We start from the raw sequence: 18,988 nt of genomic DNA, 5'->3' as shown, positions 1-18,988 counted from the left end.
TTGCGAATAGCATTCGGCACACAGAGGCCGAGTTAAAAACAATAACAACGAAAGGTACTTCTTCATGCCTAGCGAACCGACTGGATCTTCTGTCGACTTCGAAAAAGTTGACTCCCAATACTTCCAACAACGCGAACTTAAAAAAGGCGCCGCCGGCTGGGTGCTGTTAGTTGGGCTCGGCGTTGCCTACGTTATTTCCGGCGACTATGCCGGCTGGAACTTTGGCCTCGCCCAGGGTGGCTGGGGCGGTATGTTCCTCGCCACATTGCTGATGGCCACCATGTACCTGTGCATGTGTTTCTCCCTGGCCGAACTGTCTTCGATGATCCCTACCGCTGGCGGTGGCTACGGCTTTGCTCGAAGTGCCTTCGGGCCTTGGGGCGGTTTTCTCACGGGCACGGCCATTCTGATCGAATACGCCATCGCCCCCGCCGCCATCGCGGTGTTTATCGGCGCTTACTGCGAGTCGCTGTTCGGCATTGGCGGTTGGATGATCTACTTGGCGTTCTACATCATCTTTATCGGTATCCACATCTTTGGCGTTGGCGAAGCCTTGAAGCTGATGTTTGTCATCACTGCCATCGCCGCGATTGCACTGGGCGTGTTCCTGGTGTCGATGGTGCCGCACTTCAACGTCGCCAACTTGCTGGATATTCCGGTGACCGAGGCCAAGGGCGCCAGCACCTTCCTGCCGTTTGGCTACGTCGGCGTGTGGGCGGCAATTCCCTACGCGATCTGGTTTTTCCTGGCCGTAGAAGGCGTGCCGCTGGCCGCCGAAGAAACCAAGAACCCCAAGCGCGACCTGCCTCGTGGCCTGATCGGCGCCATTGTGGTGCTGACCAGCTTTGCCTTGTTGATCCTGGTGATTGCACCGGGCGGCGCGGGCACTTACGTGTTGATCAAATCCGGGAACCCGCTGGTGGAAGCGCTGGCGTTGTCCTACGGCGGTTCGACCTGGATGGGCAGCTTCGTCAACCTGGTTGGCTTGGCCGGACTGATCGCCAGCTTTTTCTCGATTATCTATGCCTATTCGCGGCAGATCTTCGCCTTGTCCCGTGCCGGCTACCTGCCGCGCAAGCTGTCTGAGACCAACAAGAGCAAGGCACCGGTACTGGCGCTGGTGATCCCCGGCATTATCGGTTTCGGCCTGTCGCTGACAGGCCAGGGGGATTTGCTGATCCTGGTGGCGGTGTTTGGCGCGACCATTTCCTACGTACTGATGATGGCCGCGCACATAACCCTACGCATCCGTCGCCCCAAAATGGACCGTCCTTACCGCACGCCGGGTGGCATTTTCACTTCAGGGGTTGCCTTGGTACTCGCCTGCGTGGCCGTCGTTGCGGGCTTTCTGGTGGATCCACGGGTGGTGATTGGCGCCGCGATCATCTATGGAGTATTAATTGCTTACTTTGCTTTCTACAGCCGGCATCACTTGGTAGCAGGCACGCCCGAAGAGGAATTCGCGGCGATCCAGGCCGCAGAGGCCGCCTTGCACTAACTGCCGTAAACCTCGACGCGGGCTGCTGCCCGCGTCGTCAAGGAGACACTGTATGGCAAGCTTTTCCCACGCGGTGGGTGCACAAACCTACCGCTTCGACAGCCTCAAGGACGTGATGGCCAAGGCCAGTCCCGCGCGCTCCGGAGACTTTCTCGCCGGCGTCGCCGCGCAGAACGACGGTGAGCGGGTGGCGGCGCAAATGGCGCTGGCAAATATCCCGTTGAAACACTTCCTCGAAGAAGCGCTGATCCCCTATGAAAGCGATGAAGTCACCCGACTGATCATCGACACCCACGACAAGCAGGCTTTCGCCGTTGTCAGTCACCTGACCGTCGGTGGCCTGCGCGACTGGCTGCTCAGCGACGCTGCCGATGAACATTCCCTACGCGCCTTGGCGCCGGGTCTGACACCGGAAATGGCTGCTGCGGTGTCCAAGATCATGCGCGTGCAGGACTTGGTACTCGTGGCACAGAAGATCCGCGTCGTCACCCAGTTTCGCGGCACCATGGGCCTGCGCGGTCGCCTGTCGACCCGCCTGCAACCGAACCACCCGACCGACGAGCCGGCGGGCATCGCTGCGAGCATTCTCGACGGCCTGTTGTACGGTAACGGCGACGCCATGATCGGCATTAACCCGGCCACCGACAGCATCGCCTCGATCTGCGCGATGCTGGAGATGCTCGACGCCATCATCCAGCGCTACGAAATCCCCACCCAGGCCTGTGTGCTGACCCACGTCACCACCTCCATCGAAGCCATCAACCGCGGCGTGCCGCTGGATCTGGTGTTCCAGTCGATTGCCGGCACCGAAGCGGCCAACGCCAGTTTCGGCATCAACCTGAATGTGCTGCAGGAAGGCTACGACGCGGGCTTGAGCTTGAACCGAGGCACTCTGGGCCAAAACCTGATGTATTTCGAAACCGGCCAGGGCAGCGCCTTGTCGGCCAATGCGCATTTTGGCGTTGACCAGCAAACCTGCGAAACCCGCGCCTATGCCGTGGCACGGCATTTCAAACCGTTTCTGGTAAACACGGTGGTCGGGTTTATCGGCCCCGAGTACCTGTACAACGGCAAGCAGATCATCCGTGCCGGCCTGGAAGACCACTTCTGCGGCAAATTGCTGGGTGTACCGATGGGTTGCGACATCTGTTACACCAACCACGCCGAAGCCGACCAGGACGACATGGACACCCTGCTGACCCTGCTGGGCGTGGCCGGGATCAACTTCATCATGGGTATCCCCGGCTCCGACGACATCATGCTCAACTACCAGACCACCTCGTTCCACGACGCCTTGTACGCTCGCCAGACGTTGGGTTTAAAGCCGGCACCGGAGTTTGAACAGTGGCTGGCAAAAATGGGCATTTTTACGCAAGCCGACGGCAAGGTGCGCTTCGGCAACAGCCTGCCACCGGCGTTTCGCCACGCCCTGGAGCAATTGGGATGAAGGAGCCGCCTGTGCAACTCGACCTGCCTGAAAACCCGTGGTTGGAACTGCGGCGCCTGACCCCGGCGCGTATTGCCTTGGGCCGTACCGGTACCAGCATTCCTACCAACGCCCAGCTTGATTTCCAATTTGCCCACGCCCAGGCGCGGGACGCGGTGCATCTGCCTTTCGACCATGCTGGCCTTAGCAGTCAACTGGCCGAACGTGGGCGTGACAGCCTGTTGCTGCACAGCGCCGCAACCGACCGGCATAGCTACTTGCAACGTCCGGATTTGGGGCGGCGCTTGAGCGACGAATCGGCACAGAGCCTGCGGGATTACGCGGCAGCGCATCCCGGCGGCGTGGACCTGGCGGTCGTGGTGGCTGATGGTCTGTCGGCGCTGGCGGTGCATAAACATACGTTGCCGTTTCTTACGCGCATGGAAGAACAAACCCACGCCGAAGGGTGGTCCTTGTCGCCGGTGATCCTGGTGGAACAGGGGCGCGTGGCGGTGGCCGACGAAATCGGGCAACTGCTCGGCGCCAAAATGGTGGTGATCCTCATCGGCGAACGGCCGGGGCTCAGTTCGCCGGACAGTCTGGGGCTGTATTTCACATACAACCCTAAGATCGGACTCACCGATGCCTATCGCAATTGCATCTCCAACGTGCGCTTGGAAGGCTTGAGTTACGGGATGGCGGCCCATCGTTTGCTGTATTTGATGAAAGAGGCGTGTCGCCGGCAGCTCTCGGGGGTAAACCTCAAGGATGAGGCGCAGCTGCAGACCATCGAGTCCGACGACCCAAACCTGATGAAAGGTAATTTCCTGCTCAGCCCACCGCTGGACTGATCCCGGCACGATTGCGCTTTTTGGCGTCTTTAGGCAGCATCAATTCACGGCCGCACGTGTGGTCATACCCATCTGGAAGTTGAGGCCTGGCATGCGGATTACTCAAGCGACCCTGGAACACCTGGACCTGTTGACCCCGCTGTTCGTCAAATACCGCGAGTTTTATGGGGCCCTGCCGTTCCCGGACTCATCGCGGGCTTTTTTGGAAAAGCGCCTGCGCCGCAAGGAGTCGGTGATTTACCTGGCCTTGGCCGATGATGACGACAAGAAGTTGCTTGGTTTTTGTCAGTTGTATCCGAGCTTTTCGTCGCTTTCGCTCAAGCGGGTGTGGATCCTCAATGACATCTACGTAGCCGAAGACGCGCGTCGGCAGCTGGTGGCGGATAACCTGATGCGCACCGCGAAAAAGATGGCCAAAGAGACGCACGCAGTGCGGCTGCGGGTGTCGACCAGCAGTGACAACCAAGTGGCGCAGAAGACGTACGAGTCAATCGGGTTTCGTGAAGACACCGAGTTCAAGAACTACACCTTGCCGATCAGCGAAGACTGACTCCCGGACACCGTGGACACCTTGTGGGAGGGGGCTTGCCCCCGATAGCGGTTTGTCAGTCAGACTATTTATAACTGACCCACCGCTTTCGCGAGCAAGCCCGCTCCCACATTGATTTCTGGCGATCTTCAGACCTCACGCCACGACATCCCCCGCTACAAAACCAACACGCTTTTCACCTCTCAATCCGTATAATGCGGACCTTTCAGGGTTGTAAGAAATGCGGCATACACTTGTAGCCTTATTACCCGAGCTTCCGCACAGGCCTGCTGAGCCGGGCCGTTCACACAGGTGCCATCCATGGATTTCAACCCGCTCGACCTTATCCTGCATCTCGACGTCTACCTCGACCTGCTGGTAACCAATTACGGTCCGTGGATCTACGCCATTCTGTTTCTGGTCATCTTTTGCGAAACCGGTCTGGTGGTCATGCCGTTCCTGCCAGGCGACTCCTTGCTGTTTATCGCCGGAGCCATCGCCGCAGGTGGCGGCATGGACCCGGTATTGCTGGGCGGCCTGTTGATGTTGGCGGCAATCCTCGGCGACAGCACCAACTACGTAATCGGACGAACAGCCGGAGAACGCCTGTTCAGTAACCCGAACTCGAAGATTTTCCGCCGCGACTATCTGCAAAAAACCCACGATTTCTACGACAAGCACGGCGGCAAAACCGTGACCCTGGCGCGCTTCCTGCCGATTCTGCGCACCTTTGCGCCGTTCGTGGCCGGCATCGCGAGAATGCCCTACCCACGGTTCTTCGGATTTAGCGTGCTGGGCACTATCCTCTGGGTCGGCGGCCTGGTGACCCTGGGCTACTTCTTCGGCAACGTGCCCTTTATCAAGAAAAACCTGTCGCTGCTGGTGGTGTTCATCATCCTGCTGTCCCTGGTGCCGATGATCATTGGTGTGTTCCGCAGCCGTTTTGGCCGCACTTCCTCCGAAGCCAAGCAGCAGTAACCTGCGATGTGGTCCCTCAGCGCCTGGCGTCGCCGGCGCCTGCTGGCCAAGCACCCGATTGCCGATGAAACCTGGCAACGGGTGCGCCACCACCTGACCTTCCTCGACGGTATCAGCGCCGAGCAGGACCAGTGGTTGCGCGAAGCCTGCGTGGTGTTTCTCGCCGAAAAACACCTCACCGCCCTGCCGGGCGTCGAGCTGCACCAGGAACAACGCCTGCTGCTCGCCGCTCAGGCGCAATTGCCACTGATGAACCTCGGCGACCTCGACTGGTATCAGGGCTTCCACGAAATCGTGTTGTACCCCGACGACTTCCTGAGCCCCCAGCGCCATCGAGACAGCAGCGGCATCGAACACGAGTGGGACGGCGAACACAGCGGTGAAGCCTGGCAGCAAGGCCCGGTGATCCTCGCCTGGCCGGGCGTACTCGCCAGCGGCCAGTGGGAGGGCTACAACCTGGTGATCCACGAACTGGCCCACAAACTCGACATGCTCAACGGCGACGCCAACGGCCTACCGCCGCTGCACCACGACATGCGCGTGCAGGAGTGGGCCAGCGTGATGCAAAGCGCTTATGACGATCTCAATCGCCAGTTGGACGCCAACCCGGACGCCGACACCGAGATCGACCCCTACGCCGCAGAAAACCCGGCGGAATTCTTTGCGGTCACCAGCGAATATTTTTTCAGCGCCCCGGATTTACTGGTCCGCACTTATCCACAGGTGTATGCCCAACTCAGTCGCTTTTATCGCCAAGACCCCTTGGCCCGCCTGACCCATCTGCAAGCCCACGACCCGCGTTATCAGCCACAAGACGAATGACCGTACGACGTCTGGCGCATGGCATCGCCGTCAGAATATGCCTATAATCGCCGCCACTTTTAGGCCAATCCGGCCATGTCATATGGCCAACTACGGGGGCAACGCCCAATGAGCTACAGCAAGATTCCGGCTGGCAAAGACCTGCCGAACGACATCTACGTCGCCATCGAGATTCCGGCCAACCACGCGCCGATCAAATACGAAATCGACAAAGACAGCGACTGCCTGTTCGTTGACCGTTTCATGGCCACCCCGATGTTCTATCCGGCCAACTACGGTTTCATCCCGAACACCCTGGCTGACGACGGTGATCCCCTCGACGTGCTGGTCGTAACGCCTTACCCGGTCACCCCTGGTTCGGTCATCCGCGCACGTCCGGTCGGCATCCTGAACATGACCGACGACGGCGGCGGCGATGCCAAAGTTATCGCAGTCCCACACGACAAGCTGTCCCAGCTGTATGTGGACGTGAAGGAATACACCGACCTGCCACCACTGCTGCTGGAACAGATCAAGCACTTCTTCGAGAACTACAAAGACCTCGAAAAAGGCAAGTGGGTGAAGATCGACGGTTGGGGCAACGCAGACGCCGCCCGCGCCGAGATCATGAAGTCGGTTGCAGCCTACAAAGGCTGATACCCGCTCTTCATTGCCCCGGCAATTAAAAAGCCCCGATTATTCGGGGCTTTTTTGTGGGAAAACTAAACAACAAGTTCAAAAATTAATACACGCCGTTCAACTAAGCGATACAACTGAAAGATCAAGCCACAACTAAGCAAAAACCTACAGGCGCAATTCAACGCATGGTTTATTTGATTGGTTTTCTTGGCCAGTAAACTCTGCGTTTATGAATACATCAGGTGATCGTTTAAAAGTGCTATTGCAGGAAGTTCATCTTTCCGCATCCGACTTCGCCAAAAACCGTGGTGTCACGCCTCAACACGTGAACAACTGGTTCAAACGCGGTGTACCCATGGGCCGACTCAACGAGTTTGCAGAACTTCTCTGCGTCTCCAGCCGTTGGCTGCGCACCGGCGAAGGCCCCAAACACCCACCGGCCAACTTCCTGCTGGAAGGCCCAGACGCCCGGAAAGGACTGCCCAGCACCCGAGAAGGAGGCGGAAAGTACCTCACAGGCCCAACCTGCCCTCCGGAACCACTCGATGTGGAGATTCCCCTCCACCCCACATTCACCTCAACCGAGCGCATCCGCGTCTCCCTGCATACTCTCGAAACCCTTACCGTCAACCCTGACCGCGCGGTAGGCGCCTACATGGTCGACAACAGCATGATCGACATCATCCAACAGGGCGCCACCCTCGCCATCGACAGAGGCCGCACCCAAATCATTGATGGCGAAATCTACGCCGTCGAACACGACGGCATGCTGCGCATCAAATATCTCTACAACCGTCCAGGGGGAGGGTTGCGCATGCGAAGCCACAACGCCAGCGAACACCCGGACGAATACCTCAACCATGAAGAACGCTTCGAGCAGAACTTCAAAATCGTCGGCTGGATATTCTGGTGGTCCACCCTCAACAACCGCCGCCCGCCCGTTCCGCTGGATGAGCACCTATTAGGCTGGGAAGGCTCTAAATCGGAACCGGAGGTGGGCATTTAAGGTGAATGTGGGTATCATGCGCCGCACATTTGGCAGGGGGTGGCTTAAGGCTAACCACCCTGCTCGGCGAAGCGGAGGAGTTCCCGCGGATGCCCCTACTATTCAGCCCGACGCAATGTGGGCTGAGCGATTTGAAGGCTGGTGAGGTTTGTCAAAAACAAGCTGAGGCAGTCCCCGAGAAGCCGGCCACAAGCCGGCTTTTTAATGCCTCTAATAATCTCCCCCCCTGCAAATCAAGCCAACGTGCACGCATCCTCTTTGCCTCCGCTCGCTCCCAACCCCATGCCCAGCCTCCATCCTTTGTCCCTTTTTAGTTGACAGTAAGACTCCCCTCGCCCGATTTATCCTCCAATCACGACCCATTAATCTGTGCCCATGTTGAACGCAACGCCAAACCCACTTAAACAAAAAAGGATTCAACCATGAGCACTCCGACCTACAACCGCTTGAACAAAGACGACGCCGTAGTCCTGCTGGTCGACCACCAGACCGGCTTGATTTCCTTGGTGCAAGACTTCTCGCCCAACGAGTTCAAGAACAACGTGCTGGCACTGGCCGACCTGGCCAAATTCTTCAACCTGCCGACCATCCTCACCACCAGCTTTGAGCAAGGCCCCAACGGCCCTCTGGTGCCTGAGTTGAAGGAGATGTTCCCGGACGCGCCGTACATCGCTCGTCCTGGCCAGATCAATGCGTGGGACAACGAAGACTTCGTCAAGGCGATCAAGGCTACCGGCCGTAAGCAGATCATCATTGCCGGCGTAGTGACGGATGTGTGCGTAGCGTTCCCGACCTTGTCGGCGTTGGCAGAAGGGTTTGAGGTGTTTGTGGTGACCGATGCATCCGGCACGTTCAATACCACCGTGCAACAAGCGGCATGGAGCCGGATGACGCAAGCCGGTGCACAGTTGATGAACTGGTTCTCGGTGGCGTGTGAGCTGCACCGCGACTGGCGCAACGATATCGAAGGCCTGGGCAATCTGTTGTCCCAGCGTATTCCCAACTATCGCAACTTGATGAATGGTTATGCGGCGCTGACAGCCCATCAGAAATAAGTCAGCCGAAATTCCCGATAAGCCTGCCTTGAAAAGCAGGCTTTCGGTGTTCACCTGAGCGTAACCCGCCCGTTCACGCTCAACTTGCTCGAGGCTTGGCAACTGTTTTGCAACTGCCGGCAACGTCCCCATCCCGCGTGTTGCGGGACCACCTGTGTTCAATCGACGGTGCGATTTACCACCTCGTAATTCCCACCACTCATTTGCCCCACTCCCCCATGTCTGCTAGTGTCCCGCCGGTTTACCGTCTACCGGAATAGCCGCCATGGCCCGCAAAAAAGTTGCACTCGATTTCGAACAATCCCTCGCCGACCTGCAAACCCTGGTCGAGCGTCTGGAGAATGGCGAGTTGTCGCTGGAGGACTCGCTGACGGCGTTTGAGCAAGGCATCGGCCTGACTCGCGACTGCCAGAGCGCGCTGGCGCAGGCGGAGCAGAAGGTACAGGTGTTGCTGGAGCGTGACGGGGAGTTGGCCGAAGAACCTTTCGATGCGGAACAGCCGGAATGATCGACGCGTATCAGGCCAGTAGCCAAGCCCGGGTGAATGCGGCGCTGGAGCCCTTGTTTGTTGCGCCCAGCCCAGAAATGAACCGTCTCTATGCAGCCATGCGCTATAGCGTGATGAATGGCGGCAAGCGTGTGCGCCCGCTGCTGGCGTATGCGGCGTGTGAAGCCCTCGGTGCGCCTGCCGAGCAGGCCAACGGCGCGGCGTGTGCGGTGGAGCTGATCCACGCTTATTCCCTGGTACACGACGATTTGCCGGCAATGGACGACGACGATCTGCGTCGCGGCCAGCCAACCACTCACAAAGCCTTTGATGAAGCCTATGCGATTCTGGCCGGTGACGGCCTTCAAAGTCTGGCGTTCAGCGCATTGCTGGACCCGGGCTTGAGCAGCGTCAACGCCGAGACTCGCCTGCGCATGGTCACCGCCCTCGCCCACGCTGCGGGCCCGGCCGGTATGGTCGGTGGGCAGGCGATCGACATGGGTTCGGTCAGTCTCAAGCTGGATCAAAAAGCTCTGGAACATATGCATCGCCACAAGACCGGCGCGCTCATCGAGGCTGCCGTGCACCTCGGTGCCCTGGCCAGTGGCCGTGCCGAAGCTGCGCAGTTGGCAGCCTTGCAGACGTATTCCCGGGCCATCGGCCTGGCTTTCCAAGTGCAGGACGACATTCTCGACGTGGAAAGTGACACGGCCACCTTGGGCAAGCGCCAAGGTGCCGATATCGCACGGGACAAACCGACTTATCCTGCGCTGCTTGGTCTCGACGCTGCCAAGGCATATGCCCTGGAACTGCGCGACCAGGCCCTGGACGCCCTGCGACCTTTCGACGCGGCAGCCGCGCCACTGCGTGACCTGGCGCGGTATATCGTCGAACGCCGCCACTGATAACAGCGGCCATTGCAGCCGCATATCGGCCAAGTTCGGCGCTCTGCGTGGGCAGTTTGCGATGCTTGAGGTAAACTGCCGCCTCTTCTTATACCTATAACGATTCGCCTGATGCCCACGACGTTTCAAGAGATTCCCCGCAAGCGCCCGTCCACGCCCCTGCTCGACCGTGCTGTCACGCCGGACGGCCTGCGTCGTCTGGGTGAAGCCGAGCTGGAAACCCTGGCCGATGAACTGCGCCTGGAATTGCTCTACACGGTCGGTCAGACCGGTGGGCATTTTGGTGCAGGCCTGGGCGTCATCGAGCTGACCATCGCGTTGCATTACGTGTTCGATACCCCGGACGACCGGCTGGTGTGGGACGTGGGCCATCAGGCGTATCCGCATAAAATCCTCACCGGCCGACGCGAGCGCATGAGTACCCTGCGCCAAAAGGACGGTGTTGCCGCCTTCCCGCGTCGCGCCGAGAGCGAGTACGACACCTTTGGCGTCGGTCACTCCAGCACCTCTATCAGTGCAGCGCTGGGCATGGCGATTGCCGCCCGCCTGCAAAACAGTGATCGCAAGGCGATTGCCGTGATCGGTGATGGCGCGTTGACCGCCGGCATGGCCTTCGAAGCGCTGAACCATGCGCCTGAAGTGAACGCCAACATGTTGGTGATCCTCAATGACAACGACATGTCGATCTCTCGCAACGTCGGTGGCCTGTCCAATTACCTGGCAAAAATCCTCTCCAGCCGTACCTACGCCAGCATGCGCGAAGGCAGCAAGAAGGTGCTCTCGCGTCTGCCCGGCGCGTGGGAAATTGCCCGACGCACCGAAGAATATGCCAAGGGCATGCTTGTCCCTGGCACCCTGTTCGAAGAGCTGGGCTGGAACTACATCGGCCCTATTGACGGCCACGATCTGCCCACTCTGATCGCCACGCTGCGTAACATGCGCGACCTCAAAGGCCCGCAGTTCCTGCATATCGTCACCAAGAAAGGTAAAGGCTTCGCCCCGGCGGAAGTCGACCCGATTGGTTACCACGCGATCACCAAGCTGGAACCTGTGGACGCCCCAGCCGCTGCGCCGAAAAAGGCCAGCGGGCCGAAGTATTCCGGTGTGTTTGGCGAATGGCTGTGCGACATGGCCGCTGCCGACCCGCGCCTGGTGGGCATTACCCCGGCGATGAAGGAAGGCTCCGACCTGGTGGCGTTCAGCGAGCGTTTCCCGCTGCGCTATTTCGACGTGGCGATTGCCGAGCAGCACGCGGTGACTTTCGCCGCCGGTATGGCCTGTGAAGGCGCCAAGCCAGTAGTAGCGATTTACTCCACTTTCCTGCAACGCGGTTATGACCAGCTCATTCACGATGTGGCGGTGCAGAACCTTGACGTGCTGTTCGCCATCGACCGCGCGGGTCTTGTAGGCGAAGACGGCCCAACTCACGCCGGCAGCTTCGACCTATCGTACCTGCGTTGCATCCCCGGCATGCTGGTAATGACGCCGAGCGACGAGAACGAACTGCGCAAGATGCTCAGCACTGGCCACCTGTATAACGGCCCGGCCGCCGTGCGTTACCCGCGTGGTAATGGCCCGAATGCAGTGATCGACAAAGATCTGGAGCCGATCGAGATCGGCAAAGGCATCGTGCGTCGACAGGGCAGCCAGGTCGCGTTCCTGGTGTTCGGCGTGCAATTGGCCGAAGCACTGAAAGTCGCCGAAAAGATCGACGCGACCGTGGTGGATATGCGCTTCGTCAAACCGCTGGATGAAGCCTTGGTACGCGAGATCGCCGGTAGCCATGAGTTGCTGGTGACCGTTGAAGAGAACGCCATCATGGGCGGCGCCGGCGCGGCAGTCAGTGAGTTCCTGGCACGGGAGAATATCCTCAAGTCGGTGCTGCACCTGGGCTTGCCGGATGTGTACGTCGAACACGCCAAGCCAGCGCAGATGCTGGCGGAGTGCGGCTTGGACGAAGCAGGGATCGAGGCTTCGGTGCGCGCACGAATGGCGCTGCTGGACCTGTAGAAACCGGATCAACATGTGGGAGGGGGCTTGCCCCCGATAGCGGCAGTTCAGTCAACAACTTTGCTGACTGACAGGCCGCCATCGGGGGGCAAGCGCCCTCCCACATTTGATTTGTGTCACCTTCAAAAGCTGTGAACCGTCTATGAATCGCCTGTACCTTGCCCTGCTGCTTCTGCCCTCCCCTGAATTGCTCGCCGAAACCCGCGACGAGGCCCTGAAGCTCCCCGAAGTGGTTATCAGCGCAAACCGTCAGGTCCAGGCGCGCAACGACAGCAGCGCCGCCAACTCCGTCTTCACCCGCGACGACATCGACCGCCTGCAACCGACCAGCCTCACTGACCTGCTCAGCCGAGTGCCCGGCGCGCAAGTCGCGCGAACCGGCGGACGCGGCAGTTTGCCGGGGATCTACCTACGCGGCACTAAATCCGCCCAGAGCCTAGTGCTGGTGGACGGCCAGCGCATCGCCAACACCACGTCCGGCGACAGCGGCCTGCAATACCTGAATATCGACCAGATTGAGCGCGTGGAAGTCCTGCGCGGCTCGCGCTCGGTGATCTACGGCAGCGATGCCATCGGCGGTGTGATCCAAGTGTTTACCCGGCGCAACGCCGAGCAAGGCCTGCAACCGCGCGTGAAACTGGGTTTTGGCAGCAATAACACTTGGGAGCGCAGCCTCGGTCTCTCGGGTGGCGATGAACACACGCGCTTCAACCTCGGGGCGAGCCTGGATGAAACTGCCGGGATCAATTCGACCCACGAATCCTTCCCCAGCGACGGCGACCATGATGCCTATCGCAACCAATCGGTGAGCCTGAACCTCAGCCATTCGTTCAGCGATGCGCTGGAGGTGGGTTTCAACCTGCTGGATAACCGTGGCAAGTCGGAGTACGACAACAGCTTCGGCCGCTACGACATCGTCACCAAGCAGACTGTTGGGCAAAAACCCTACACCGACTACGCCGTGAGCAGCGCCAGCGGTTATATCGACGCCACGTTCAGTGAGCGCTGGCAATCGCGCGTGGAACTGGGCCACAGCGAGAACCGTGACACCAAACGCGACACCCTCAGTGATTATTTCAGCGCATTCAACACCTACCGCGACTCCGTCAACTGGCAGAACGACCTGACCCTGGATGAACAGAACAGCCTGATCTTGGGCGGTGACTGGTACGAAGACCGCTTCCACGGTTCCACCACTTTCACCGAAAACAGCCGCTGGAACCGCGCCGCCTTTGTGCAGCACCGCTTCCGCGGCGAACGGTTCTCCACAGAGCTGGGGCTGCGCCACGACGAGAACCAGCAGTTCGGCGGCCAGAACAGCTGGAGCGGTACGCTCACCGTGCCGGTCAATCCCGACAATGACCTGTTACTGAGTTACAGCGAAGGATTCCGTGCGCCGAGCTTCAACGACCTGTATTACCCGCAAACGCAATACAGCAACCCCAACCTGCAGCCCGAAACCTCGAAAAGCTACGAACTGCAATGGCGCAGCCAACTGAGTGACAGCACGCGCCTGGAAGCCTCGGTGTACCGCACCGACCTGAGCAACGCGATCATCCTCGACCGTACCGACAAACCGCAAAATGTGGCATCGGCGCGCATCAATGGCTTTGAAGCGGCGCTGAAACAGGAACTGTTCGGCTGGCAGGGCAACCTGGGTGTTTCGATCATCGACCCACGCGACCGCGACAGCGGCCACACCTTGGCCCGTCGTGCACGCCGCACATTGAGCCTGGATATGGATCGGCAATTCGATCAGGTGGGCGTGGGCGCCAGTTGGCAGGCCATCAGCAATAGCTACGACAATGAAAACAACACGCAGCGCCTGGGCGGCTACGGATTGCTCGGGTTGCGCAGCAGTTGGGCGGTTAGCCGAGAAGTAGCGCTGTCGCTGAAGGTTGATAACGTGCTGGATAAATCCTATTCGCGGGCACGTTATAGCTACAACGATCCGGCATTTCTGAACAATCAGGATTACCGTGAAGAGGGCCGGGCGTGGATGTTTGGTGTGACCTGGACACCTGAAATCTGATTGTCGCCTGGTACTGGCTTCATCGGCTCGGGGCAATTACCTGACACAGCCGCGCCAGCGCTTCCAGCATCTGCCCGCTGGGCCGTTCCAGGCCTTTGTCCGGAACCAACTGTACCCGCGCCGCCATGCTTGGCCAGGCCTTCCAGGCGTCCTTCTGAGCCTGATCGCCCACCAGAATCATCTCGGGATTACGTTGCAACACCGACTCGATGCTGACCTGCGGTGCGGGTAGCTTCAGGTCGTCAAACACGTTGCGCGCACCGCACACGCTCAGCGCGTCGCTGATGATCTGGCCACCGCCCACGGTGTACAGCGGCTGGTTCCACACCTGATAGAACACCCGCAACGGTTCGACACGTTGATAACGCTGGCGCAACCCGGCCAGGCGCTCGCGCAGTTGCGCTGCCAATTGCCGGCCGGCGTCGGCACGGCCTAATTGCTCGGCTATGGCCTGGACTTGGGTGGTCAACTGTTCGAGGCTATGGGGTTCGGCGACGTACACCGGAATATTCAGGCGTTGCAGCTGCTCGCGCTGGGCCGGGCCAACACTGCCGGGCCACAGCAGAATCAGGTCGGGATTGAGGCTGAGCAGGCGCTCCATGTCTAACTGGCCGTAATGCCCCACCGATGGCACCTTCACCAACTCGGCCGGCCGTTCGCCGCCATCAAGCACGCCTACCAGCAGATCGGCAGCACCCAATTCGACCACGATTTCAGACAGGGATGGCGCCAGGCTCACCACCCGCTCGGCGGCCAAGGCCTGTGCACTCAGTGTCAGCAGCAGAAGCGCCAGCCAGCGGCGCATCATCCGAGTTGACGGGGAATGCGGTAGAGGTAAAACAGCACCATCGTCGACAGCGCCAGCAGGAACAGCGGCACCGCTTCCAGGCCAACGAACACCGCCAGCGCGCCCACCCACGCGGGAATCGCCGCCACCAGCAAAGCCGTGCGCCGGCGGGCCGCGAGGGTGATCCAGGCAGCCGGTTCTTCGGGAGTATCGAGAGCTTTTGAGGTGGCGATCAGCGCGTGTTTATAGCCGTGGAAGTAACGCAGGCTTAGGAACATCGAGGCCACGCCAGCGATGAAGAACGGCATCGCCAGCACGGGCAGCAGCGCTACCTGGCCAAACACCAGGTTGAGCACGAACAACGGAAGCAGCGCCAGGGCCAGGTACTGCCACCAGTTGAAGGACAGTCGCCGCTTTACCTGGCCACGGGTCACGCGCGGTCGACCTCGCCCTGATGCTCGTTGCCCATCATATGGTCGAGCTTGCTGGCTTTGGTCGCCAGATAGAGCTTGTTGTGGGGGTTTTGCCCGGTATGCAGCGGCACACGCTCGGCCACGGTGATGCCCATCTCGGTCAAGGCTTTGACCTTGCGCGGGTTGTTGGTCATCAGACGCAGGGATTTCACGCCCAGGTGCTCAAGCATTGGCAGGCAGATCGCGTAGTCACGCTGGTCTGCAGCGAAACCCAGGCGCTCGTTGGCCTCAACGGTATCAGCGCCGCCGTCTTGCAGCTCGTAGGCGCGGATTTTGTTCAGCAGGCCAATACCGCGGCCTTCCTGGCGCAGATACAGCAGCACGCCACGGCCTTCACGGGCGATGGCGCGCATGGCCGCCTCCAGTTGCGAGCCGCAGTCACAGCGCTGGCTGAACAACGCATCGCCGGTCAGGCACTCGGAATGCACACGACCCAGTACTGGCGCGCCATCCGCGATATCGCCGAGGCTGAGCACAACGTGCTCACGCCCGGTGGCTTCTTCGAGAAAGCCGTTCATGGTGAACGTGGCAAAAGGGGTAGGCAGCTTGGAAGCGGCGACGAAAACGACGGGCACCGTGTGCTCCTGATTTCAGATTTTACAGAGGCGGGCATTGTAACAGCAGGTTCCTGCACACGCTTAAGCTGAATGATCGCTGATAAAGATCAATCGGTTCGATTGGCCTTCATCTCGGTTCTATGCAGTTAGAAGGGATACGGCAGGTTCCAGCGCTGGAAGATCGGCTTCAGCACGCCGCTTTTGACCAGCACGGCCATGCGCTGATCGTACACGGTGCGTAACGAACGGCCGCGCTCGGTATCGGCAAAGCCAACGTATAGCGGCAGGTCGATGATGTGGGTAAGCCTGAACGTGGAAGGGTCTCGCGCCTGTTTGAGGACGTATTGCGTTTCGCTGAGGGCATCGATGTAGAAATCGGCCCGACCATGCTGGAGCATCGGTAAAATCCCATCGCGCCGCTGGATCTGGTTGAAACGTCGCACATTGGGCAAGTACGCCTCGTACCGATAGCCGCGTACCCAGGCCAGGCGGTATTCGCCCAGCGTTGCGGCGCTCGGAGTCGGGGAGGTTGCCAGCCCAACGGCGTAGATAGCATCGGAGTCCAACTTCCAGTGCGGGTAAAGGACGCCCGTGACCTCGTCACGGTAAGAGCCGACCCAACCATCTACCTCACCGCGCTGGGCCAGGCCCACCGAGCGGGTATAGGGCTCGATGCGGGTGTGCAGAGTGATCCCGACCGGCTCGAAGACCTGCCGCAGCACATCCCAGGCCAGACCGCTGCCGTCCGCATTGGTGTAGTCGTCCCAAGCCTCACTGGCGAGCATGATCTTGCCTGGTACAACAGACTCATCCTGCGCCAGGACCCACGCAGGAATGACACACAGCAGTGTCAGCAGCCAGTGGCGCACATCCATGGGTACGACCTCCTGCAATGCCGTGCTTGCGTAATGACGTAGTAGAGGGTAGCGCAGCACGCCGACTCAGGGCGTCTCGCGAAAGTGCTGATAACCCCGGATGGCCGGAGTGATGTCCTGCCCGTTGGCGTCGAGGAGCGTCACACCCTGCCCCGCCTGGACACAGCCAATAACGTGCACCGGCCAACCCGCGGCCAGCAGCGGTGCCAACTCGACGGACGGCAAGGTGAAGGCCAGCACGTAGTCGTCGCCACCGCTCAATGCAGCCACCCGCGCCTGGTCATCACCGACAAACGCCAGCAAGGCGCTGGACAGCGGAAGCTTCTGACGCTCGATCAACAGGCTGACGGCCGACGCCTTGGCGATATGCCCGCAATCGGCCAACAGCCCGTCGGAGATGTCCATCGCAGCCGTCGCCTTGCCCCGCAGCGCCAGCCCTAAAGCCAACTGCGGCTGCGGTGACCAGTAATGGGCCAGCAGAGGATCAGCGATGGCCGCATCGGCGTTGCGCTGGCCCAGCACGAGTGGCAAGGCGCCAGCGGCATTGCCCAACTCACCGCCCACGCACAGCAGGTCCCCCGGCTGCGCACCGCTGCGCGTCAACGCTTGGCCCGCTGGCACACGGCCGAACACCGTCAGGGTCAAACTGAGCGGCCCCCGCGTGGTGTCGCCGCCCACCAAGCCCACGCCGCAGCTTAGCGCCATGGCGTTCAAACCCTGGGCATAGCGTTGCAACCAGTAGGCATCGACGGTGGGCGTAGTGAGTGCAAGGGTAAACGCGAGGGGGTTGGCGCCCATGGCAGCCAGATCGCTCACCGCCACGGCCAGCGAACGCTGGCCGAGCAGGAACGGATCGCAAGGGTCGGCAAAGTGCACGCCGGCCACTAAGGTATCGGTGGAGATTGCCAGTTGCTCCCCGGCAGGGAGCGCCAGCAGGGCACAGTCGTCGCCGATCCCCAAGGCAATGCCCTCGCCGCCCTGCGCACAGGGCGCGGCGGCAAAGTACTTGTGGATCAGCTCAAACTCGCCCATCGAGAACTCAAGCGCAACTTAGCGCTTGTGTTCCTTCACTTCGGCTTCACGCAGGCGCGGAGCCAGCTTGTCGAGCACGCCGTTGACGAACTTGTGACCGTCGGTCGAACCGTAGACTTTCGCCAGCTCGATACCTTCGTTGATCACCACGCGGTACGGCACGTCGACGCGCTTGAGCAGTTCCCAGGTGGACAGGCGCAGTACGGCCAGTTCAACCGGGTCCAGCTCTTCAAGGGTCAGGTCCAGGCACGGCGTCAATGCAGCGTCGATCTCGGTCAGGTTGGCCGGAACGCCGTGCAGGATGTCGTGGAAATAGCTCTGGTCGGCAAAGGTGAAGTCGTTGTCGACGCGAAATTGCGCTTCGATTTCGTTCAGCGAAGTACCGGCCATATGGCGCTGGTACAACGCCTGGGTGGCGAGCTGACGGGCAGCACGGCGCTTTTCGCTCTTCGAAGGTTTGCCGGCGTCCGCTGGACGCTCGTCGCGCGGGTTGAAACGATCGCTCTCGTCGGAAATCACTTGGCCTCCAACTGCGACAGCAGGCTGACCATTTCCAGGGCGGACAGAGCAGCTTCAGCGCCTTTGTTGCCGGCCTTGGTGCCGGAACGCTCAATGGCTTGTTCGATGGAATCAACGGTCAGTACGCCGAAAGCGACTGGCACGTCGAACTCCATGGACACCTGGGCCAGGCCCTTGGTGCATTCGCCGGCCACGTATTCGAAGTGCGGGGTACCGCCACGAATCACAGCGCCCAGGGCGATGATTGCTGCGTATTCACCCTGCTGAGCAACTTTTTGCGCAACCAGTGGAATTTCGAAGGCGCCAGGGGCACGGATAATCGTGATATCGCTTTCGCTCACACCGTGGCGAACCAGGGCATCCACGGCACCGCTTACCAGGCTTTCAACCACGAAGCTGTTGAAGCGGCCAACCACCAGGGCATAGCGGCCTTTGGGGGCGATGAAGGTACCTTCGATGGTCTTCAGGGTCATTCGACAAATCTCTTAAAGAGCCGGGACGCGAAAAGTGCGTCCCTCAGTGATGATT

20 protein-coding genes are annotated in these 18,988 nt (G+C 60.2%); 13 read left to right on the top strand and 7 right to left on the bottom strand.

The genetic code is table 11. From position 1 onward, the window contains the following. Window positions 1–64: 64 nt before the first annotated feature. The 13 genes from eat (at window position 65) to AB4N82_RS13420 (ending at window position 14,217) form a co-directional block, all read left to right on the top strand. Complete coding sequence (gene eat, locus AB4N82_RS13480; protein WP_122765279.1) at window positions 65–1,498, top strand: ethanolamine permease; 1,434 nt, start codon at window positions 65–67, stop codon at window positions 1,496–1,498. 52 nt (window positions 1,499–1,550) lie between these two features. Continuing rightward, a complete protein-coding gene (locus AB4N82_RS13475) occupies window positions 1,551–2,945 on the top strand; it encodes an ethanolamine ammonia-lyase subunit EutB (RefSeq protein WP_095186198.1) in 1,395 nt (464 codons plus the stop codon). Further along, window positions 2,942–3,775 (top strand): ethanolamine ammonia-lyase subunit EutC, encoded by an 834-nt coding sequence (eutC, locus tag AB4N82_RS13470; protein WP_122765277.1) that lies wholly within the window; start codon window positions 2,942–2,944, stop codon window positions 3,773–3,775. The genes AB4N82_RS13475 and eutC overlap by 4 nt, the downstream gene beginning before the upstream one ends. Before the next feature lie 91 nt (window positions 3,776–3,866). Beyond that, window positions 3,867–4,325: a GNAT family N-acetyltransferase gene (locus AB4N82_RS13465; RefSeq protein WP_032884576.1), complete on the top strand. Its 459-nt coding sequence runs from the start codon at window positions 3,867–3,869 to the stop codon at window positions 4,323–4,325. A 300-nt stretch (window positions 4,326–4,625) separates the two neighbouring features. Continuing rightward, on the top strand, window positions 4,626–5,282 hold the full coding sequence (locus tag AB4N82_RS13460) for a DedA family protein (protein WP_032884575.1): 657 nt from the start codon (window positions 4,626–4,628) through the stop codon (window positions 5,280–5,282). Between the two features lie 6 nt (window positions 5,283–5,288). Next, window positions 5,289–6,104 carry a M90 family metallopeptidase gene (locus tag AB4N82_RS13455; RefSeq protein ID WP_032884574.1) on the top strand — a complete coding sequence of 272 codons (816 nt, stop codon included), beginning with the start codon at window positions 5,289–5,291 and terminating at the stop codon, window positions 6,102–6,104. A gap of 108 nt (window positions 6,105–6,212) precedes the next feature. After that, window positions 6,213–6,740 (top strand): inorganic diphosphatase, encoded by a 528-nt coding sequence (gene ppa / locus AB4N82_RS13450; protein WP_003176323.1) that lies wholly within the window; start codon window positions 6,213–6,215, stop codon window positions 6,738–6,740. A 211-nt stretch (window positions 6,741–6,951) separates the two neighbouring features. After that, the gene (locus AB4N82_RS13445) at window positions 6,952–7,728 is read left to right on the top strand and encodes a LexA family transcriptional regulator (protein ID WP_081797587.1); all 777 of its coding nucleotides are present in this window, start codon (window positions 6,952–6,954) and stop codon (window positions 7,726–7,728) included. Between the two features lie 422 nt (window positions 7,729–8,150). After that, complete coding sequence (gene ycaC, locus AB4N82_RS13440) at window positions 8,151–8,783, top strand: isochorismate family cysteine hydrolase YcaC (RefSeq protein WP_027605204.1); 633 nt, start codon at window positions 8,151–8,153, stop codon at window positions 8,781–8,783. A gap of 265 nt (window positions 8,784–9,048) precedes the next feature. Continuing rightward, window positions 9,049–9,291 carry an exodeoxyribonuclease VII small subunit gene (locus AB4N82_RS13435; RefSeq protein WP_003176346.1) on the top strand — a complete coding sequence of 81 codons (243 nt, stop codon included), beginning with the start codon at window positions 9,049–9,051 and terminating at the stop codon, window positions 9,289–9,291. Further along, the gene (ispA, locus tag AB4N82_RS13430) at window positions 9,288–10,175 is read left to right on the top strand and encodes a (2E,6E)-farnesyl diphosphate synthase (protein ID WP_032884572.1); all 888 of its coding nucleotides are present in this window, start codon (window positions 9,288–9,290) and stop codon (window positions 10,173–10,175) included. The genes AB4N82_RS13435 and ispA overlap by 4 nt, the downstream gene beginning before the upstream one ends. Window positions 10,176–10,286: 111 nt before the next feature. Beyond that, complete coding sequence (dxs, locus tag AB4N82_RS13425; protein ID WP_122765276.1) at window positions 10,287–12,185, top strand: 1-deoxy-D-xylulose-5-phosphate synthase; 1,899 nt, start codon at window positions 10,287–10,289, stop codon at window positions 12,183–12,185. A gap of 142 nt (window positions 12,186–12,327) precedes the next feature. Then, window positions 12,328–14,217, top strand: a complete 1,890-nt coding sequence (locus AB4N82_RS13420; RefSeq protein WP_122765275.1) for a TonB-dependent receptor domain-containing protein — start codon at window positions 12,328–12,330, stop codon at window positions 14,215–14,217. A 19-nt stretch (window positions 14,218–14,236) separates the two neighbouring features. Here the strand turns inward: AB4N82_RS13420 and AB4N82_RS13415 are convergent, their stop codons facing one another. The 7 genes from AB4N82_RS13415 to ribH all read right to left on the bottom strand — a co-directional run bounded on the left by AB4N82_RS13415 (window position 14,237) and on the right by ribH (window position 18,933). Next, complete coding sequence (locus AB4N82_RS13415) at window positions 14,237–15,025, bottom strand: cobalamin-binding protein (protein ID WP_122756010.1); 789 nt, start codon at window positions 15,023–15,025, stop codon at window positions 14,237–14,239. After that, window positions 15,022–15,438 (bottom strand): nuclear FMR1 interacting 1 family protein, encoded by a 417-nt coding sequence (locus AB4N82_RS13410; protein ID WP_095186193.1) that lies wholly within the window; start codon window positions 15,436–15,438, stop codon window positions 15,022–15,024. Before AB4N82_RS13410 ends, AB4N82_RS13415 begins: the two co-directional genes overlap by 4 nt. After that, on the bottom strand, window positions 15,435–16,052 hold the full coding sequence (gene ribA, locus AB4N82_RS13405; protein ID WP_032884567.1) for a GTP cyclohydrolase II: 618 nt from the start codon (window positions 16,050–16,052) through the stop codon (window positions 15,435–15,437). The genes AB4N82_RS13410 and ribA overlap by 4 nt, the downstream gene beginning before the upstream one ends. Before the next feature lie 128 nt (window positions 16,053–16,180). Beyond that, entirely contained in the window at window positions 16,181–16,909 is a 729-nt protein-coding gene (locus tag AB4N82_RS13400) for a substrate-binding periplasmic protein (RefSeq protein WP_122765274.1), read from the bottom strand. A gap of 66 nt (window positions 16,910–16,975) precedes the next feature. Next, complete coding sequence (gene thiL, locus AB4N82_RS13395) at window positions 16,976–17,941, bottom strand: thiamine-phosphate kinase (protein ID WP_122765273.1); 966 nt, start codon at window positions 17,939–17,941, stop codon at window positions 16,976–16,978. Between the two features lie 18 nt (window positions 17,942–17,959). After that, entirely contained in the window at window positions 17,960–18,460 is a 501-nt protein-coding gene (gene nusB / locus AB4N82_RS13390; RefSeq protein ID WP_032884564.1) for a transcription antitermination factor NusB, read from the bottom strand. Next, window positions 18,457–18,933, bottom strand: coding sequence for a 6,7-dimethyl-8-ribityllumazine synthase (gene ribH / locus AB4N82_RS13385; RefSeq protein WP_122765272.1), 477 nt, complete (start codon window positions 18,931–18,933; stop codon window positions 18,457–18,459). The genes nusB and ribH overlap by 4 nt, the downstream gene beginning before the upstream one ends. Window positions 18,934–18,988 lie beyond the last annotated feature (55 nt).

The organism is Pseudomonas sp. H1_D04 (assembly GCF_054683855.1).
This window is presented reverse-complemented; position numbering and strand designations above follow the sequence as displayed.

Bases quoted from the DNA above. Each gene is read 5' to 3' on its own strand.
- AB4N82_RS13455 (WP_032884574.1), top strand. From the start codon at position 5,289: ATGTGGTCCCTCAGCGCCTGGCGTCGCCGGCGCCTGCTGGCCAAGCAC.
- eutC (WP_122765277.1), top strand. From the start codon at position 2,942: ATGAAGGAGCCGCCTGTGCAACTCGACCTGCCTGAAAACCCGTGGTTG.
- ppa (WP_003176323.1), top strand. From the start codon at position 6,213: ATGAGCTACAGCAAGATTCCGGCTGGCAAAGACCTGCCGAACGACATC.
- AB4N82_RS13445 (WP_081797587.1), top strand. From the start codon at position 6,952: ATGAATACATCAGGTGATCGTTTAAAAGTGCTATTGCAGGAAGTTCAT.
- eat (WP_122765279.1), top strand. From the start codon at position 65: ATGCCTAGCGAACCGACTGGATCTTCTGTCGACTTCGAAAAAGTTGAC.
- AB4N82_RS13475 (WP_095186198.1), top strand. From the start codon at position 1,551: ATGGCAAGCTTTTCCCACGCGGTGGGTGCACAAACCTACCGCTTCGAC.
- ribH (WP_122765272.1), bottom strand. From the start codon at position 18,933: ATGACCCTGAAGACCATCGAAGGTACCTTCATCGCCCCCAAAGGCCGC.
- AB4N82_RS13420 (WP_122765275.1), top strand. From the start codon at position 12,328: ATGAATCGCCTGTACCTTGCCCTGCTGCTTCTGCCCTCCCCTGAATTG.
- AB4N82_RS13460 (WP_032884575.1), top strand. From the start codon at position 4,626: ATGGATTTCAACCCGCTCGACCTTATCCTGCATCTCGACGTCTACCTC.
- thiL (WP_122765273.1), bottom strand. From the start codon at position 17,941: ATGGGCGAGTTTGAGCTGATCCACAAGTACTTTGCCGCCGCGCCCTGT.
- AB4N82_RS13400 (WP_122765274.1), bottom strand. From the start codon at position 16,909: ATGGATGTGCGCCACTGGCTGCTGACACTGCTGTGTGTCATTCCTGCG.
- ycaC (WP_027605204.1), top strand. From the start codon at position 8,151: ATGAGCACTCCGACCTACAACCGCTTGAACAAAGACGACGCCGTAGTC.
- dxs (WP_122765276.1), top strand. From the start codon at position 10,287: ATGCCCACGACGTTTCAAGAGATTCCCCGCAAGCGCCCGTCCACGCCC.
- AB4N82_RS13465 (WP_032884576.1), top strand. From the start codon at position 3,867: ATGCGGATTACTCAAGCGACCCTGGAACACCTGGACCTGTTGACCCCG.
- AB4N82_RS13435 (WP_003176346.1), top strand. From the start codon at position 9,049: ATGGCCCGCAAAAAAGTTGCACTCGATTTCGAACAATCCCTCGCCGAC.
- ispA (WP_032884572.1), top strand. From the start codon at position 9,288: ATGATCGACGCGTATCAGGCCAGTAGCCAAGCCCGGGTGAATGCGGCG.
- AB4N82_RS13415 (WP_122756010.1), bottom strand. From the start codon at position 15,025: ATGATGCGCCGCTGGCTGGCGCTTCTGCTGCTGACACTGAGTGCACAG.